The following is a 16246-nucleotide window of genomic DNA, read 5'->3' as shown; positions in this document are numbered from 1 at the left end:
CCTCGCCGTCACGGGCAGGACACGCCACGGTGCGTTACGGACATCCGCGCCGTCCCGCATCATCGAACACATGTTCGATGATGCCAGTAGACGCTGACACCTCGAGGGGTGTCAATCCGCTGCCGGGAGGGTGGGCCGACAGCAACGGCGCCGGCCCCGCACGTCGCCCGATCACCGCCGATGGCCACACGACCGAGGGCGTCCTGCGCCTCGTCACGGTCCGGCCGGCGGCCCTGCTGCGCGCCGAGACCGCCGCGGCGGAGGACTGACCGCGCCGGGAGTCCGCACCGCCCCGACGAGAGGCGAGGATGGGACCATGACCGACCCGCCGTCCGCCGGGCTGCGGGTGACCCCCGCCCTCGTGGTACCCGACGCTGAGCTGCAGTGGCGGTTCTCACGCTCGTCGGGCCCCGGCGGCCAGAGCGTCAACACCACCGACTCGCGCGTCGAGCTGTCGTGGGACGTCGCGACCTCCACGGTGCTGACCCCGGACCAACGGGCGCGCGCGCTGGAGCGTCTCGCGTCGCGGCTCGTGGGCGGCGTGCTCACCGTCGTCGCCTCCGAGCACCGCTCCCAGCTGCGCAACCGCGACGCGGCCCGGGCACGCCTGGCCGCGCTCGTCGCCGACGCCCTCGCCCCGCCCGGGCCGGCGCGACGGGCGACGCGACCGACGCGCGGATCACAGCGGCGGCGCCTCGAGGCGAAGCAGCAGCGGGCGTCGGTCAAGCGCGACCGTCGCCGCCCCGGTCGCGGGGACGTGGGCTGAGGGCAGCACGTGCGCCCACGTCGCGCCGCCCCGACCAGGACGGCCGGACCGCCCTCAGGCCACCTCGGACGCCCGACCACTCACGCGGCGCACGGCCAGCGCGACGAGCGCGATCCCTGCCCCGGTCAGGAGCAGGTGCTCCAGGACCGTCGGGTCGCGGGTCAGGTCCTGCGGCCCGGTCGAGGCGAGACGGACCACGAGGTACCACTGGACGACGGCGATGCCGTACCAGGCGGCGCCGAGCGCGGCCGTCGTCGCCAGCCACGTCGCCGTGACGTCGCCTCGCGCACCCGCGCGCAGAACCCCCCGCCACCGGCGCCGCTGGACCAGGTGGACGACGAGGAGGACGGCGCCGATCACGAGCAGCAGCCGCTCCAGCTCCGTGGCCTGGCGTGCGCTCACCATCACCATCAGCCGGTTGTACGTCAGGACGCCCTGGACGACCGCCACGAGCCAGCCGCCGAGAGCGAGGCAGGCTCCGACGAGGGACGCACGCACCAGCACCGACCGACGACGCCCGTGCGGAGATGGCACGCGCGCAGTCTAGGAGTGCACGGGCCGCCAGGGTGCCGGTCGCGCATGCCGGAACACCGTCCCGACCTCACCGGAGGCGCGGCTACCATTTGATGGTTTCATCACACCGCCATCCGGAGGCCTCGTGCCCCTGCACGCCCTCGGAGTCGACCGTCCTCTCGCGGACGTCAAGGCCGACCTCTTCAAGGCCCTCGCCCACCCGGTGCGGGTGCGCACCCTGGAGCTCCTCGTCGTGCGCGACCGGCAGGTCAGCGAGCTCCTCGCTGAGCTCGGCCTCGAGGCGTCGCACCTGTCCCAGCACCTGGCGGTGCTCCGACGGGCCGGTGTCGTCACCGCGCACCGCACCGGCAACGCCGTGCACTACGCGCTCGCGCTGCCCGCCGTCGCCGAGATGCTCTCGGCCGCCCGTGACGTCCTCGTCGACGCGGCGACGCGCCACCGGGACCGGCTCGAGGAGACCTCCGCCCTCGCCGCCCCCACCTCGTTCGCCCCTGCCTCCCCCACCACCGACACCGACGCCTGACATGAGCCTCGAGACCTTCCTGCCGACCGCCCGGCGACGCCTGCTCGCACTCGCCCCCCACCGCTCCGACTACGCCGACCTGCCGCGCTCGTGGCGGCACGACCTGATCGCCGGGCTCACCGTCGCCATCGTCGCGCTGCCGCTCGCCCTCGGGTTCGGTGTCTCCTCCGGCCTCGGCGCCGCCGCCGGCCTCATCACCGCGGTGGTCGCCGGTGCCGTGGCCGCCGTGTTCGGCGGGTCGCACCTGCAGGTCAGCGGACCCACCGGCGCCATGGCGGTCGTCCTGCTGCCCGTGGTCGCCCGCCACGGGGCCGAGGCCGTGCCCGTCGTCGCGATCATGGCCGGCGGCCTCGTGCTGCTGGCCGGGGTCCTGGGCATCGGCCGCCTCGTCGCGTACATCCCGTGGCCGGTCGTCGAGGGGTTCACGTGCGGCATCGGCGTCGTCATCGCGCTGCAGCAGGTGCCGCTCGCGCTGGACACCCCCCGCGCGGAGGGCGAGAACGCCGGCCTCGTCGCGCTGCGCACCCTGGGCGCCACCGACTGGGCGCAGGCCGTCGCGCCGCTCGCCCTCGTCGCCCTCGTGGTGGCCGTCATGATCGTGCTGCCCCGGCTGCACAAGGGTCTGCCCGCCTCCCTGGTGGCCGTCGTGCTCGCCACTCTCGTCGCCGAGGTCGCGCGGCTCGACGTCGACCGCATCGGCGTCCTGCCCGACTCCCTGCCCGGTCCGCACCTGCCGGTCGTCGACCTGGCCACCACCAGCGCGCTGTTCTCCGCGGCCCTCGCGGTGGCGGCGCTCGCTGCCCTGGAGTCGCTGCTGTCCGCGCGCGTCGCCGACGGCATGGCCGACGACATCGAGCGCACCCGGCCCAACCGCGAGCTGTTCGGCCAGGGCCTGGCCAACGTCGCGTCGGGCCTGTTCGGCGGCCTGCCGGCGACCGGGGCGATCGCCCGCACCGCCGTCAACGTCCGCGCCGGCGGGCGCACCCGGGTCGCCGCCCTCATGCACGCCCTCGTGCTGGCCGCGATCATCTACCTCGCCGGGCCCCTGGTCGGGCGCATCCCGCTGTCCGTGCTGGCCGGCGTGCTGCTCGTCACCGCCGCCCGCATGGTCGACCTGCGGACCGCGCGCGCCATCTGCCGGTCCGGGCGCTCCGGTGCGCTCGTGTTCTGCGTGACGCTCGCGGTGACCGTCGTCTTCGACCTCGTCATGGCCGTCGAGGTGGGGGTCGCCGTCGCCGCTGTGGTGGCGCTGCGCGCGATGGCCCGCAGCAGCGGTCTGCACCGCGAGCCGATGCCGCACGAGGCGGAGGAGTCCCACGAGCAGCTCACCGCGGACACGGGACGCACCCTCCTGCACGAGCACATCGCGGTCTACCGCATCGACGGCGCGCTGTTCTTCGCCGACGTGCGCCGGTTCCTCGACGAGCTCGCACTGGTCAGCGACGTGCGCGTCGTCGTGCTGCGGCTGGGCAACGTGCGCATGCTCGACGCGAGCGGCGCCAACGCGCTCGTCGAGATCATCGACGACCTGCGCCGGCGCGGCATCGTCGTGCTGCTCAAGGGGCTGCGACCCGAGCACCAGCGGCTCGCGGAGAGCCTCGGAGTCATCGCCGCGCTCGCCGACGAGCGACACCTGTTCGACGACCTGGACGACGCGCTCGCGCACGCCCGCGCGCACGTGCGCCGCTCCCTGGACACCGCCACGATGGGCTGACCCCCGGCGACCGGCGCCGGGGCCGACCGGAGGTTCTCGTGCCCACGTCCCTGACGCGTCCTGTCGCCCCCGAGCCGTACGCGCTCCTGCCCCCCGTCCCGGCCTTCACCCTCACCAGCACGGACTGGGTGCACGGCGCCCGGATCCCGGACGTGCACACCAACACCCCGTCCGGCAGCAACGCCTCGCCCCAGCTCGCGTGGTCCGGCTTCCCCGAGCAGACCGCCGCGTTCGCGGTCAACGTGTTCGACCCGGACGCGCCGGGGGTCGCCGGGTGGTGGCACTGGACCGCGCTGGGCCTCGGCCCCGACGTCACGTCCCTCGACACCGACGCGGGGCGCCCCGACGGCTCCGGGCTGCCGAGCGGTGCGTACCACCTGCGCGGCGACGACGGCGTGGCCGGCTACGTCGGCGCCGCACCGCCCCCGGGGGACCAGGTGCACCGCTACTACGCCGTCGTGCACGCGCTCGACACCGCGGACCTCGGCCTGACGCCGGACACGCCGCCGGGTGCCGCGAGCTGCGCACTGGTGTTCCACACCCTCGCCCGCGCCGTCCTCATGGGGACGTACCAGCGCTGAGCGGGTCACCGACGCCCCGGGGGTAGCCTGCCGCGCATGACCACCACCGCCCTCGGGACGCTCACCTGGGAGCGGGCCGTCGACCGTCCCGACCTGCTGGCCGCGAGCACGCACGCCGCGATCAGCGGGTGGGCGGTCGTCGACCCGACCGTGGCCGACGCCGTCCTCGTCGCCGCCATCGACCCCGACCTCGCCGACACCGCGGCCATGACCGACGCGTACGCCCTGCCGCTGTCGGCCTCCGTGAACTGTGTGCTCGTCGCGGGCCGGCGCGCGGGCGAGGAGCGCACGGCGGCCTGCCTCGTGCGCGCCACGACCCGCGCCGACGTCAACAACGCCGTCAAGCGCCTGCTCGACGTGCGCAAGGCGTCGTTCCTGCCGATGGACCGCGCCACCGACGAGTCGGGCATGGAGTACGGCGGCATCACGCCGTTGGGACTGCCCGCCGGGTACCGCGTGCTGGCCGACGCGGGCGTGGCGGTCGACGACCCGGCCGCCGGCGGCACCGTCGTCATCGGCAGCGGCGTGCGCCGCTCCAAGATCGCGCTGCCCGGCGCCCTGCTGGTGCGTGCGCCGGGTGTCGAGGTGGTCGACGGGCTCGCCATCGGCTGACGCCGCCGCCCGCACGGATGCCGTGCACCCGCCGCACCGTCAGCGTGCAAGGAGGGTCGATCCACGCGGGGTTGCACATGACCGGTCAGCAGCCCGTGAGGTCCTCGTCCACCTGGTCGAGGAGTACGCGCGCCACCTGGGGCACGCGGACCTGCTGCGTGAGCGCATCGACGGCCGCATCGGTCAGTGAGCCCGCCCGACACGGGCGAAACGGCGGAAGCAGCGCACGCCGCGGGATCACCCCGCGGCGGTGCGATCCTGGCCCAGCATCCGCCGACGTGGGCGGCGTGCCGACGCACGAGAGCCAGGAGAGCCCGATGACCACCCCGCTGCACGTGCCCGCCGTCCCCTTCGCGCTGGTCCCCTCGGACGGGTCGGCGTGGGTCGTGGACGAGGCGACGAGCGCGCTCCGGATCACCGCCCCGCCGCGCACGGACGTCTTCCTCGACCCGAGCGACGGGATGTCGTACGACTCCGCGGGCGTGCTCAACGCCCCCACGCTGATGGGCGTCCCGCCGGTCGGCGACTTCCAGCTCGTCGCCCGCGTGACCGTCGGCTTCGTCTCGACGTTCGACGCCGGCGTCCTGCTGCTGCGGGTCGACGACCGGCACTGGGGCAAGCTGTGCTTCGAGTACTCGCCCGACGGCGTCCCGCTTGTCGTCTCCGTCGTCACCCGGGGCGTCTCTGACGACGCGAACGGGTTCGCGGTCGACCGCGACCAGGTGTGGCTGCGGGTGTCCCGTATCGGCGCGGCCTACGCGTACCACGCGTCCCTCGACGGGCAGCGGTGGGAGCTCGTCCGGCACTTCACGCTGGAGGACCCCGCGGGCACGGTGACCGTCGGGTTCGAGGGGCAGTCCCCCACCGGTGACGGCTGCGCGGTGACGTTCGACCGGATCGCCTTCACCCCCACCCGGCTGGGCGACCTGCGCGACGGGTCCTGAGGACCGGCCGTCCCTCGCGGGGGACGGCGGCTCCGCGCAGGTCAGACCCGGACCGCCCAGAACGCCACCGCGGCGGCGGCCGCGACGTTGAGCGAGTCGACGCCCCCGGCCATCGGGATCCGCACGGTCAGGTCCCCCGCCGCGATCGTGGCCGGCTTGAGGCCGTCGCCCTCGGTGCCGAGCACGAGCGCGAGCCGGTCCGGCGGGTCCGCGGCCAGGTCGTCGAGCGGCACGGAGTCGTCGGACAGCGCGAGGGACGCCGTGACGAACCCCGCCGCCCGCAGCGTCGCGACGCCCTCGGGCCACGGGTCGATGCGGGTCCACGGCACCTGGAACACCGTGCCCATCGACACGCGCACCGACCGCCGGTACAGCGGGTCCGCGCAGCGCGGGGTGACGAGCACGGCGTCGACGCCGAGCGCGGCCGCCGACCGGAACGCCGCGCCGACGTTGGTGTGGTCGACGAGGTCCTCGAGCACCGCGACGCGCCGCGCCCCGGCACCCCCGCGGGCGGAGGCCAGCACGTCCGTGACCGACGGCAGCACCGGCCGGTGCATCGCCGCGAGCGCGCCGCGGTGCACGTGGAAGCCGGTGATCCCCTCGAGCACGGGGTCGTCCGCCACGTAGACGGGCACGGGGTCCTCGCCCGGCACGTCCGCGAGCATCGCCTCGAGGTCCGGCAGCCAGCGCGGCGCGAGCAGCACGGAGCGCGGTCGGTGGCCCGCCCGCAGCGCCCGCGCCAGCACCGTCGAGCTCTCGGCGATGTACAGGCCGTTCGCTGCCTCGACCCGGGTGCGCAGGGCGACGTCGGTGAGGCCGACGTAGTCGGTCAGCCGGGGGTCGTCGCGGTCGGTGACGGGCTGCACGTCGGGGTGGGACACGCCGTCATCCTCCCAGGCGGCACCGGTGCCGGCGCACGGTCAGAGCACGGTCAGAGGGCGGCGGGCGACCGCACCACGCGCGCCCCGAGGAACGCGACGACGCCGCCGAGCACCGCGAGCACCGGCACCACGAGGAACGCGAGGTGCGTGCCGAAGGCGTCCGCGAGCGCGCCGAGCAGGAAGGGCGCGACGCCGATGGCGAGCGCGCCCGCGAGCGTCGCCCGTGCCTGGACACGGTCACCCTGCCCCGGGGACGCCGCGAGCAGCAGCGAGATCGACAGCGGGTACTGCGCGCCGTACCCGAACCCGGCGACGACGAGGCCGGCGAGCGCGACGCCGACGTCCGTGGCCGTCCACAGCACGGCCCACCCGACGAGCGCGATGCCGAACGACGCCGCGAGCAGGTGCGCGGGGTGCACCCGCAGCGACAGCGGGCCGACGACGAAGCGCATGGCGGACATGCCGGCGACGAGCCCGGCGGTGGTCGCCGCGGCGATGCCCGGGCCGGCGTCGGTGCGGGAGAGCACGAGGTCGGTGGCCCAGTACGTCGTGGCGTTCTCCAGCGCCGTGGCCGCCACGATCGACGTGAGGAACAGCCCGGCCGCCAGCCGCGCGGTCCGCCTCCCCGTGCCGTCCACGGCGTCACCCGCGACCGTGTCGGCCGTCGTGGCCGCGGTCGTCGCGCCGTCCACGGGGGCGAGCTCCGCCGCGCGCGCCCGGCGGCGGGCCGGCAGCGCCGTCGTGTGCGGGCTGCGGGCGACGACCACCGCCGCTGCCACGGCCAGCACGATCGTGACGGCGACGCCCGCGCGCCACCCCCACCCCGCGGAGACGCAGGCCCCGACGGCGAGCGGGCCCAGCAGTCCGACGGACGACCCGACGCCGTTGGCCTCGGTGATCGCCGCGGAGGCCGCGGGGCCGGTGTGCTCCGACAGGCCCACCTGCGCGGAGGCGATCATGACGTTGCCGCCCAGCGCGGTGACGAACATCCCCGCGAGCGTCCAGGGCAGCGACGGACCGAGCAGCAGCGCCGCGACCCCGAGCGCCAGCAGCAGCGTGGCACCCACGACGGCCCCGCGACGTCCCGCCCACCGCACGGCGCGCGGCGTCACCGGCGCGGCCACCAGCCCGCCCACGGCCATCGCCGTGCCGTGCAGCCCTGCCTGCGCCGCGCTCACCCCGAGCTCGTCGGCGAGCAGCGGGACCGACGGGTTGAACGAGTACAGCAGCCAGCCCCACACCATGAACGGGGTGTAGAGGCCGACCGTGAGGCGGTCGCGGACGAGCCGCGGCCGCGCGAGGGACGTGACGGAGGACATGAGAGGAGCATCGTCGGACGAGGGCCCCGGCTGGACGACCGACGTCGGTGACGTTCGTCGCACCGCCGCCCGAGGGGTCCGCACGGGCGGCAGGTCAGGCACGGGTCAGGACGCTCGGGGGCCCGTCCCGGCGCGCGAGCCGTCCACCCGCGGCGGCCGTCACGGCGCCCATGACCGCGAGCACCGGGACGACGAGGAACGCGAGGTGCGGCCCCACGGCGTCGCCGAGCGCCCCGAGCAGGAACGGCGCCACGCCGAGCGCGAGCGCGCCGGCGAGCGTCGCGTGCGCCTGGGCGCGGTCACGGTGTCCCGGGGTGACCGCGAGCAGCAGGGCGATGGACAGCGGGTACTGCGCGCCGTAGCCGATGCCGGCGAGCACGAGCCCGGCGAGGGCGACCCGGGCGTCCGTCGCCGTCCACAGCACGGCCCACCCACCGATGGCGACGACGAACGACGCCGCGAGCACGTGGACCGGCGCGACCCGCAGCGACAGCGGCCCGGTGACGAAGCGGATCGCGGACATGCCGGCCACGAGGCCGGCGGTGGTGGCCGTCGCGATGCCGGGGCCGGCGTCCGTCCGCGTGACGACGAGGTCGGCCGCCCAGTAGGTGGTCGCGTTCTCGAGCGCGACGGCGGCGACGAGCGCCACGAGGAACAGCTCCGACGGACGCAGCCGACGCCGGGCACCGGCACGCCGGGGCGGGCCCGCGGCGGTGAGCTCCGCCGGTGCCACCGGGGCGGGCGCCTGTTCGGGCGCCTGGTCGGTGGCCTGCTCGTCGGTGGCCTGCTCGTCGGTGGCCTGCTCGGACGCCGCAGGGTGCGCCCGCCGGCGCACGGCGGGCAGCGCCGCGGAGACCGGCAGCCGGGCGACGACGACCGCGGCGACCACCCCGAGCACGATCGCCACCGCGACCCCGGGACGCCAGCCCCAGCCGGCGGTCACGCACGCCCCGACCGCGAGCGGGCCGATCAGCCCCACGGACGAGCCCACGCCGTTCGCCTCCGTGATCGCCGCCGACGCGGCGGGCCCGGTGTGGTCGGCCAGCCCGACCTGCACGGCGGCGATGGCACCCGACCCCCCGAGCGCCGCCACGAGGATCGAGGTCAGCGTCCACGGCAGCGACGGCGCGAGCACCAGGCCGGCCACGCCCAGCGCCACGAGCAGGGCGAGCACGACGATCGTGCCGCGACGTCCGACAGCACGCACCGACCGCGGCACGGCCACGGAGGCGAGCAGTGACCCGACCGCCATCGCCGTCCCGTGCAGCCCCGCCTGCGCGCCGCTGATGTCGAGCTCGTCGGCGAGCAGCGGGACCGACGGGTTGAACGAGTAGAGGACCCACCCCCACGCGACGTACGGCGTGTAGAGACCGACCGTGGTGCGGTCGCGCACCAGACGAGGGCGGACCGGCGCGTCCGGCGTGCTCATCGCACGACGACGTCCGTCCCGTCGTCGTCGAGCGTGACCTCGTGCCGGGTGCCGTCGACCTCGACGACGTACCGCCCCGGCAGCCCGCTGATCCCGACGCGACCCTGCTCGTCGGTCGTCACCCGCGTCGGCGCGAGCCACCACTGCCCGCGCACGAGCCCGCGCAGCGCGTCGTACGCCGGCTTGGGGGTGCCGTCGGCGAACACCAGGCCACCGGGCGCGTTGAGCCACATCCCGTGGTCCGACAGGCCCCAGTAGGTGATGGCCTGCACACGCGCGTCGGCGACGAGCGTGCGGTAGTGCGCCACCATCTCCTCCGCCTGCCGGTCCAGGCCGTCGGGCGTGCTGGGCCACACGTCGACCCGGTGGTCGTTGAGGTCGTCGAGGTGCTTCGGCATGAGCTCGCCGGACAGCATCGTCGTCTCGGTGAAGTGCAGCGGCAGGCCGAACCGGCCGAACCGCTCGAGCACGTCGAGCGTCTTGTCACGGCCCCACGCGCCCTGGTGCATGTGGCTCTGCAGACCCAGCGCGTCGATGCGCACACCGGCGGCCAGGCAGTCCTCGACCAGGTGCTCGTAGTCGGCGGACATGTCGAAGTCGTTCAGCAGCAGCGTGGCCGCGGGGTTCGCGGCGCGCGCCTCGTCGAACGCGAGCTGCACCATGCCGACGCGCCCGACGCTCTTGGCGACCCGGGTGACCGCGTTCGTGTCCTTGGTGAACACGGGCATGATGACGACCTCGTTGATGGCGTCCCACGTGTCGACCAGGCCGGCGAACTCCCCCGCGTCGCGCCGCACGCGCTCGCGCAGCAGCCGCAGCACCTCGTCGTCCGGGTAGGGCTCGAGCCACCGCGGCGCCACCGTGTGCCACACCAGCGGGTGGCCCTTGACCCGGGCGCCACGCGACACGTAGTGCTCGGCGGCCTCCCGCAGCGCAGCGGTGCGCACGGCGCCCTGCCGCGGCTCGAACGTGCCCCAGTAGAACGGCAGCGTCGCGGTGTCGAACAGGCCGAACCACAGCTCGTCGAGCCGGTCGAGCAGCGCCTCCTGCGCCGGGTCCGGCGTCGCGCCCGTCAGCCGGCGCCACGCGCGCTCGGTCTCGTCGAACCCGATGCAGCCGAACGCGATGCCGTGCCCCACCTGCTCCACGGTGACCTGCGCACCGGCCGCCGGCCGTCCTGCGGCGTCCATCACCTGGACGGTGCGGGTCCGGGTGCGGTGGGCGACGTCGGGGTCGGTGACGGCGGCGCTCGCGACGGCGGTGGGCGAGCTCGGCTGGACGGTCATGCGGCTCCTCAGGACGGGCTGGACGAACACATCACCCTGCCGGGCCACGTCGGACGGACCACCGGCGACGGCAAGGGTGATCAGGCTCTCATCCTCACGCCGGGATGCCGAGCACCCACGACGCCAGCGTCGTGACCGTGATGGTCACGAGCAGCACCGACGCGACGCTCAGGGGCGCCCCGGCCCGGATCATGTCCGGCACCCGCACGTAGCCCGAGGAGTACGCGATCGCGTTGGGCGGGGTCGCCGCCGGCATCATGAACGTGCACCCGGCGGCGAGCGCCACCGGCACCGCGAGCAGCAGCGGTCCGTAGCCCAGGGCGTCACCCACGGTGCTCATGATCGGCAGCAGCGTCGCGGCGGTGGCGGTGTTCGACATGAACTCCGTCATCGCGACCGTCAGCACGCACACCGCGGCGACGACCACGAACGTCGGAAGCCCGTCCAGCCCGTGCGCGCGCTCACCGATCCACACCGACAGCCCCGAGGCCGTGATCTGCGACGCGAGCGCCAGACCGCCGCCGAACAGCAGCAGGATGCCCCACGGCAGCTCGCGCGTGTCCGACCAGTCGAGCAGCCGCCCGCCGCAGTCGTCGCCGGACGGCAGCAGGAACAGCAGGATCGCCACGATCACCGCCACCACCTCGTCCGTGACGGGCGTGCCGGGCCAGACCAGCGGCAGCGCGATCCAGGACACGGCCGCGAGGGCGAACACCGCGACGACCCGCCGCTGCGGGGCGCCCATCGGCCCGAGCCGGTCGAGCTCGGCACGGACCACCGAGTCGTCCTCGCACAGCGGCGCCGGGTCGACGCGGAAGACCACCCGGGTCAGCATCAGCCAGGCCAGCAGCAGGAACACGATCGACAGCGGCAGGCCGACGGCCATCCACTGGCCGAAGCTGATCTCGATGCCGTAGGTCTCCGAGACGTACCCGACGAGCAGCGCGTTGGGCGGGCTGGCGATGATCGTGCCGAACGAGCCGATGGTCGCCGCGTACGCGATGCCCAGCATGAGGGCAGCCGACAGGCGCGCGTCGACGCCGCCGCGCTCACGTCCGAGCAGCGCGAGGACCGACACGCCGATGGGCAGCATCATCACGGCCGTCGCCGTGTTGGAGACCCACATGCTCAGCAGCGCCGTGGCGACCATCATGCCGAGCACGAGCCGCCGCGGCGCCGTGCCGACCAGGCGCACCACCCCGAGCGCGATCCGCAGGTGCACGTCCCACCGCTGCAGCGCGACGGCGAGCACGAACCCGCCGAGGAACAGGAAGATCACCTTGTTGGCGTACGGCGCGGCGACGTCGGAGACGGGTGCGACGCCCGCGACGGGGAGCACCACCAGCGGCAGCAGCGCCGTCACCGCCAGGGGCAGCGCCTCTGTCATCCACCACACGCCCATGAGCACGAGCGTCGCCGCGGTCACCGCACCGGCGTAGGCGGGCACACCGGCCACCTCGGCCGGCATGTCCGGCACCACCCAGCCGACGAGGAGTGCGAGCACGGGGCCGACGACCAGCCCGACCGTGGGGCGGCTGGGCCGGCGCAGCCGCTCCGCGCGCGGCGGCCTGTCGGGCCGCTCCCGTCCGCGGGACGGGTGCGTGGGGGCGGAGGCGGTGGCGGAGCTGATGGGTCGACCCTCTCGTGGGGCGCGGGTGTCGTCCTCCTCGACGCTACGGCGCAGGCCTCCTGCGGGCCTGGGACCTTCGGGGAGGCTCACCCCCGACGGGTGTGACCTGCACGACGCGCGCTCGGCGACGTCGTGCAGGTCGGTCAGTCGACCGGTGCGACCGCCGCCGCGAACTGGCTCTCGTACAGCCGGGCGTACGCGCCGTGCGCGGCGAGGAGCTCCTCGTGGCTGCCCTTCTCGACGATCTGCCCGTGCTCCATCACCAGGATGACGTCGGCGTCACGGATCGTGGACAGCCGGTGCGCGATGACGAACGACGTGCGCCCCGCGCGCAGCGCGTTCATGGCGTGCTGGACCAGCACCTCGGTGCGCGTGTCCACGGACGACGTCGCCTCGTCGAGGATCAGGATCGCGGGGTCCGCGAGGAACGCGCGCGCGATCGTCAGCAGCTGCTTCTCCCCCGCCGACACGGCGCCGCCCTCGTCGTCGAGCACCGTGTCGTACCCGTCCGGCAGGGTCCGCACGAACCGGTCCACGTGGGTGGCGACGGCCGCCTCGACGATCTGCTCCTGCGTCGCGTCGTCCACGCCGTACGCGATGTTCTCCGCGATCGTCCCCTCGTAGAGCCACGTGTCCTGCAGGACCATGCCCATCTGCGAGCGCAGCGCGTCGCGCGTCAGGTCGCGGGTGTCCACGCCGTCCAGCGTGATCCGCCCGGAGTCGACCTCGTAGAACCGCATGACGAGGTTCACCAGGGTCGTCTTGCCGGCACCGGTGGGACCCACGATCGCGATCGTCTGGCCCGGCTCCGCGACGACCGACAGGTGCTCGATGAGCGGGGTGTCCGGCTCGTAGCGGAAGGAGACGTCCTCGAAGGCGACGCGCCCGCGGACGCGCTCCGGCAGCACGGCTGGCTGCGCCGGGTCGGGGCTCTGCTCGTCGGCGTCGAGCAGCTCGAACACCCGCTCGGCCGACGCCACGCCGGACTGCAGCAGGTTCGCCATCGAGGCGATCTGGGTGATGGGCTGCGTGAACTGCCGGCTGTACTGGATGAACGCCTGCACGTCGCCCAGCGTCATGGTGCCCGACGCGACCCGCAGGCCCCCGACCACGGCGATCACCAGGTAGTTGAGGTTGGCGACGAACCCGAGCGCGGGCTGGATGATGCCCGAGATGAACTGGGCGCGGAACGACGACTCGTACAGCTTCTCGTTGCGCTCGGCGAACGTGGCCGCCGCCTGCTGCTGACGACCGAACACCGTGACCAGCGCGTGGCCGGTGAACATCTCCTCGATGTGCGCGTTGAGCTTGCCGGTCCACGCCCACTGCTGCACGAACTGCGGCTGCGAGCGCTTGGCGATGGCCGCGGCGATCACCACGGACAACGGCACCGTGACCAGCGCCACCACCGCGAGCAGCGGCGAGATCCAGAACATCACGCCCAGCACCCCGATGACCGTCAGCACCGACGTGACCAGCTGGGACAGCGTCTGCTGGACGGTCTGCGCGACGTTGTCGATGTCGTTGGTGACCCGGGACAGCAGCTCGCCGCGGGGCTGGCGGTCGAAGTACGACAGCGGGACGCGCGTGAGCTTCTCCTCGACCTGCGAGCGCAGGCGCAGCACGGTGTTCTGCACCGCCCGCGTCGTCAGCCGCCCCTGCCACCAGCCGAACAGGAACGCCGCGACGTAGACCCCGAGGACGAGCAGGAGGATCGACCACAGCCGCTCGAAGTCGACACCGGTGCCGACCGTCAGGTCGCGCATGCCGCCGACCAGGTCGGCCAGGGTGCCCTGGTCCGCGGCCCGCAGGGCGTCCTCGGCCTGCTGCTGCGTCGTGCCCGGCGGAACCACCTGCTCCAGCTGCCGCGACACGACGCCCTCGAAGAGCACGTCGGTGGCGTTGCCGAGCAGCTTGGGACCGGCCACGGCCGCGGCCACCGAGAGCGCACCGAGCACCAGGACGGCCGCGAGGCGGGCCCGCTCCGGCCGCAGCACCGTGAGCAGCCGCCGCAGCGAACCGCGGAAGTCCATGGACTTCTGCCCCGGCACGCCCAGCCCCATACCCATGGGGCCGCCGTGCGGCCGACCGGGCGGACGCTGCGGCGCACCGGCGGAGCTGTCGTCCTTCGTGGTGGTGCTCACGCCGCCTCCTGCGCGCTCAGCTGCGAGTACACGATCTCCTGGTACGTCTCGTTCGTCGCCAGCAGCTCGTCGTGCGTGCCGTCGCCGACCACCTGGCCCTCGTCGAGCACGAGGATGCGGTCGGCGTGGCGGATCGTCGCGACCCGCTGCGCGACGACGAGGACCGTCACCGCGCGCGTCTCCGGTGCGAGCGCGGCGCGCAGCGCGGCGTCGGTCGCGTAGTCCAGCGCCGAGAAGGAGTCGTCGAACAGGTAGATGCTGGGCCGCCGGACCAGGGCCCGCGCGATGGCCAGCCGCTGCCGCTGCCCGCCGGACAGGTTGGTCCCGCCCTGCGCGATCGGCGCGTCCAGGCCCTCGGCCAGCTCCTCGACGAACTGCCGCGCCTGCGCCACCTCGAGCGCGTGCCACAGCTCTTCGTCGGTCGCGTCCGGCCGGCCGAACTCCAGGTTGCTGCGCACGGTGCCGGTGAACAGGTACGGGCGCTGCGGGACCAGGCCGATCCGGTCACCGAGCGCGATCGGGTCGGCGTCGCGCACGTCGACCCCGTCGACCAGGACGGCACCGCCGGTGACGTCGTACAGCCGCGGCACCAGGTTCAGCAGGGTCGTCTTGCCGGAGCCCGTGGAGCCGATCACCGCGGTCGTGCGGCCCGGCTCCGCGACGAACGACACCGCCTGCAGCACGGGGTGCTCGGCACCGGGGTACCGGAACTCCACGTCGCGCAGCTCCAGCAGGCCCGGCCGCGCGTCGGCGCCGGTGGGGAAGGCGACGGGCTGCACGGGCGGCACGACGGTCGTCGGGGTGTCGATCACCTCACCGATGCGGTCGGCCGAGACGATGGCCCGCGGGACCATGACGACCATCATCGAGCTCATCATCACGGCCATGAGCACGAACATGATGTAGCTGAGGAACGCGATGAGCGACCCGATCTGCATCTGGCCGGCGTCGACCCGCTGGGCGCCGAACCAGAGCACCGAGACGCTCGACAGGTTCATCACGAGCATGACGACGGGGAACATCAGCGCCAGCAGCATCCCGGCCCGCAGGGAGGCGGTGTACAGGTTCGTGCTGGCGACCTCGAAGCGCGCCTGCTCCTGCCGCTCCCGCACGAACGCCCGGATCACGCGCACGCCGGACAGCTGCTCGCGCATGACCCGGTTGACCGCGTCGATGCGCCGCTGCATCTGCCGGAACCACGGCACCATGCGCCGCACGATCAGGCCGATGACGACGACCAGGACCGGCACGATGACGATCAGCAGACCGGACAGCGCGACGTCCTCCCGCAGCGACATCACCACGCCGCCGATGAGCATGAGCGGTGCCATGACGAGGAACACGAAGGTCATGAAGACGACCATCTGGACCTGCTGGACGTCGTTGGTGGTCCGCGTGATGAGCGTCGGGGCGCCGAACCGGCCCATCTCCTGCTGGGAGAACGACTGCACCTGGTCGAACAGGCGCGCCCGCACGTCGCGTCCGAACGCCATCGCGGTCCGCGCACCGAACCACACCGCGCCGATCGACGCGACGACCTGCACCAGGCTGACCCCGAGCATCACCCCGCCCAGGCGCCAGATCGTGGCCGTGTCACCGCGCGCGACGCCGTCGTCGATGATGTCCGCGTTGAGGCTGGGCAGCCAGAGCGTCGCGATCACCTGCACGAGCTGCAGGGCGAGGACCGCGGTCACGGCACCCTGGTACGGACGCAGGTGCTCGCGGAGCAGTCGCATGAGCATGGGGGGCGGCGCCCTTCCGTGACGGCGGGCGGCGGGGCCCACCGGAACCAGCGGTCGGCTCGGCGGGAGCAGGCCGTGCAGCAGCAGATACACGATGCCTCGCCCGCCGCGGGTGCGCACCACCATTCCGCGGTGGGCGGA

15 protein-coding genes are annotated in these 16246 nt (G+C 74.2%); 7 read left to right on the top strand and 8 right to left on the bottom strand.

The annotated features are described in order from the left end of the window. The first annotated feature begins 316 nt into the window (after positions 1–316). Positions 317–766 carry an alternative ribosome rescue aminoacyl-tRNA hydrolase ArfB gene (arfB, locus tag J1G43_RS09280; protein WP_207341190.1) on the top strand — a complete coding sequence of 150 codons (450 nt, stop codon included), beginning with the start codon at positions 317–319 and terminating at the stop codon, positions 764–766. A gap of 54 nt (positions 767–820) precedes the next feature. Here the strand turns inward: arfB and J1G43_RS09275 are convergent, their stop codons facing one another. Beyond that, positions 821–1300, bottom strand: a complete 480-nt coding sequence (locus tag J1G43_RS09275) for a hypothetical protein (protein ID WP_207378360.1) — start codon at positions 1298–1300, stop codon at positions 821–823. Positions 1301–1424: 124 nt separating this feature from the next. On the opposite strand from J1G43_RS09275, the gene J1G43_RS09270 reads away from it, so the two are divergent. From J1G43_RS09270 to J1G43_RS09245, 6 genes are all read left to right on the top strand, one after another. Then, positions 1425–1823 carry a metalloregulator ArsR/SmtB family transcription factor gene (locus J1G43_RS09270; RefSeq protein WP_207370497.1) on the top strand — a complete coding sequence of 133 codons (399 nt, stop codon included), beginning with the start codon at positions 1425–1427 and terminating at the stop codon, positions 1821–1823. A 1-nt stretch (position 1824) separates the two neighbouring features. Further along, positions 1825–3537, top strand: a complete 1713-nt coding sequence (locus tag J1G43_RS09265) for a SulP family inorganic anion transporter (RefSeq protein WP_207378359.1) — start codon at positions 1825–1827, stop codon at positions 3535–3537. Positions 3538–3575: 38 nt separating this feature from the next. Continuing rightward, positions 3576–4118: a YbhB/YbcL family Raf kinase inhibitor-like protein gene (locus J1G43_RS09260; protein ID WP_207378358.1), complete on the top strand. Its 543-nt coding sequence runs from the start codon at positions 3576–3578 to the stop codon at positions 4116–4118. Positions 4119–4154: 36 nt separating this feature from the next. Beyond that, on the top strand, positions 4155–4730 hold the full coding sequence (locus tag J1G43_RS09255) for a YbaK/EbsC family protein (protein WP_207378357.1): 576 nt from the start codon (positions 4155–4157) through the stop codon (positions 4728–4730). Continuing rightward, positions 4687–4920 (top strand): DUF664 domain-containing protein, encoded by a 234-nt coding sequence (locus J1G43_RS19020; RefSeq protein WP_207341184.1) that lies wholly within the window; start codon positions 4687–4689, stop codon positions 4918–4920. The genes J1G43_RS09255 and J1G43_RS19020 overlap by 44 nt, the downstream gene beginning before the upstream one ends. Before the next feature lie 127 nt (positions 4921–5047). Continuing rightward, on the top strand, positions 5048–5674 hold the full coding sequence (locus J1G43_RS09245) for a DUF1349 domain-containing protein (RefSeq protein ID WP_207378356.1): 627 nt from the start codon (positions 5048–5050) through the stop codon (positions 5672–5674). Positions 5675–5715: 41 nt separating this feature from the next. Here the strand turns inward: J1G43_RS09245 and J1G43_RS09240 are convergent, their stop codons facing one another. From J1G43_RS09240 to J1G43_RS09210, 7 genes are all read right to left on the bottom strand, one after another. Continuing rightward, positions 5716–6555 carry an RNA methyltransferase gene (locus tag J1G43_RS09240; RefSeq protein ID WP_207341182.1) on the bottom strand — a complete coding sequence of 280 codons (840 nt, stop codon included), beginning with the start codon at positions 6553–6555 and terminating at the stop codon, positions 5716–5718. 50 nt (positions 6556–6605) lie between these two features. Beyond that, positions 6606–7874 carry a sugar MFS transporter gene (locus tag J1G43_RS09235; protein ID WP_207341181.1) on the bottom strand — a complete coding sequence of 423 codons (1269 nt, stop codon included), beginning with the start codon at positions 7872–7874 and terminating at the stop codon, positions 6606–6608. Positions 7875–7968: 94 nt separating this feature from the next. Further along, the gene (locus J1G43_RS09230; RefSeq protein ID WP_207378355.1) at positions 7969–9303 is read right to left on the bottom strand and encodes a sugar MFS transporter; all 1335 of its coding nucleotides are present in this window, start codon (positions 9301–9303) and stop codon (positions 7969–7971) included. Then, on the bottom strand, positions 9300–10589 hold the full coding sequence (locus J1G43_RS09225; RefSeq protein WP_207341179.1) for an endo-1,4-beta-xylanase: 1290 nt from the start codon (positions 10587–10589) through the stop codon (positions 9300–9302). The genes J1G43_RS09230 and J1G43_RS09225 overlap by 4 nt, the downstream gene beginning before the upstream one ends. 94 nt (positions 10590–10683) lie before the next feature. Further along, complete coding sequence (locus J1G43_RS09220; RefSeq protein ID WP_207370503.1) at positions 10684–12093, bottom strand: DASS family sodium-coupled anion symporter; 1410 nt, start codon at positions 12091–12093, stop codon at positions 10684–10686. Between the two features lie 269 nt (positions 12094–12362). Continuing rightward, a complete protein-coding gene (locus J1G43_RS09215; protein WP_207378460.1) occupies positions 12363–14288 on the bottom strand; it encodes an ABC transporter ATP-binding protein in 1926 nt (641 codons plus the stop codon). Between the two features lie 71 nt (positions 14289–14359). After that, positions 14360–16105, bottom strand: a complete 1746-nt coding sequence (locus tag J1G43_RS09210; RefSeq protein WP_207341177.1) for an ABC transporter ATP-binding protein — start codon at positions 16103–16105, stop codon at positions 14360–14362. Positions 16106–16246 lie beyond the last annotated feature (141 nt).

It is taken from the genome of Cellulomonas sp. zg-ZUI22 (assembly GCF_017353535.1).
Taxonomy (GTDB): domain Bacteria; phylum Actinomycetota; class Actinomycetes; order Actinomycetales; family Cellulomonadaceae; genus Cellulomonas; species Cellulomonas wangleii.
Note: the sequence above shows the minus strand (reverse complement) of the source record. Positions and strands in the feature narration are given on the sequence as shown.

Bases quoted from the DNA above. Each gene is read 5' to 3' on its own strand.
- arfB (WP_207341190.1), top strand. From the start codon at position 317: ATGACCGACCCGCCGTCCGCCGGGCTGCGGGTGACCCCCGCCCTCGTG.
- J1G43_RS09265 (WP_207378359.1), top strand. From the start codon at position 1,825: ATGAGCCTCGAGACCTTCCTGCCGACCGCCCGGCGACGCCTGCTCGCA.
- J1G43_RS09255 (WP_207378357.1), top strand. From the start codon at position 4,155: ATGACCACCACCGCCCTCGGGACGCTCACCTGGGAGCGGGCCGTCGAC.
- J1G43_RS09245 (WP_207378356.1), top strand. From the start codon at position 5,048: ATGACCACCCCGCTGCACGTGCCCGCCGTCCCCTTCGCGCTGGTCCCC.
- J1G43_RS09235 (WP_207341181.1), bottom strand. From the start codon at position 7,874: ATGTCCTCCGTCACGTCCCTCGCGCGGCCGCGGCTCGTCCGCGACCGC.
- J1G43_RS09230 (WP_207378355.1), bottom strand. From the start codon at position 9,303: ATGAGCACGCCGGACGCGCCGGTCCGCCCTCGTCTGGTGCGCGACCGC.
- J1G43_RS09225 (WP_207341179.1), bottom strand. From the start codon at position 10,589: ATGACCGTCCAGCCGAGCTCGCCCACCGCCGTCGCGAGCGCCGCCGTC.
- J1G43_RS09215 (WP_207378460.1), bottom strand. From the start codon at position 14,288: ATGGGTATGGGGCTGGGCGTGCCGGGGCAGAAGTCCATGGACTTCCGC.
- J1G43_RS09210 (WP_207341177.1), bottom strand. From the start codon at position 16,105: ATGCTCATGCGACTGCTCCGCGAGCACCTGCGTCCGTACCAGGGTGCC.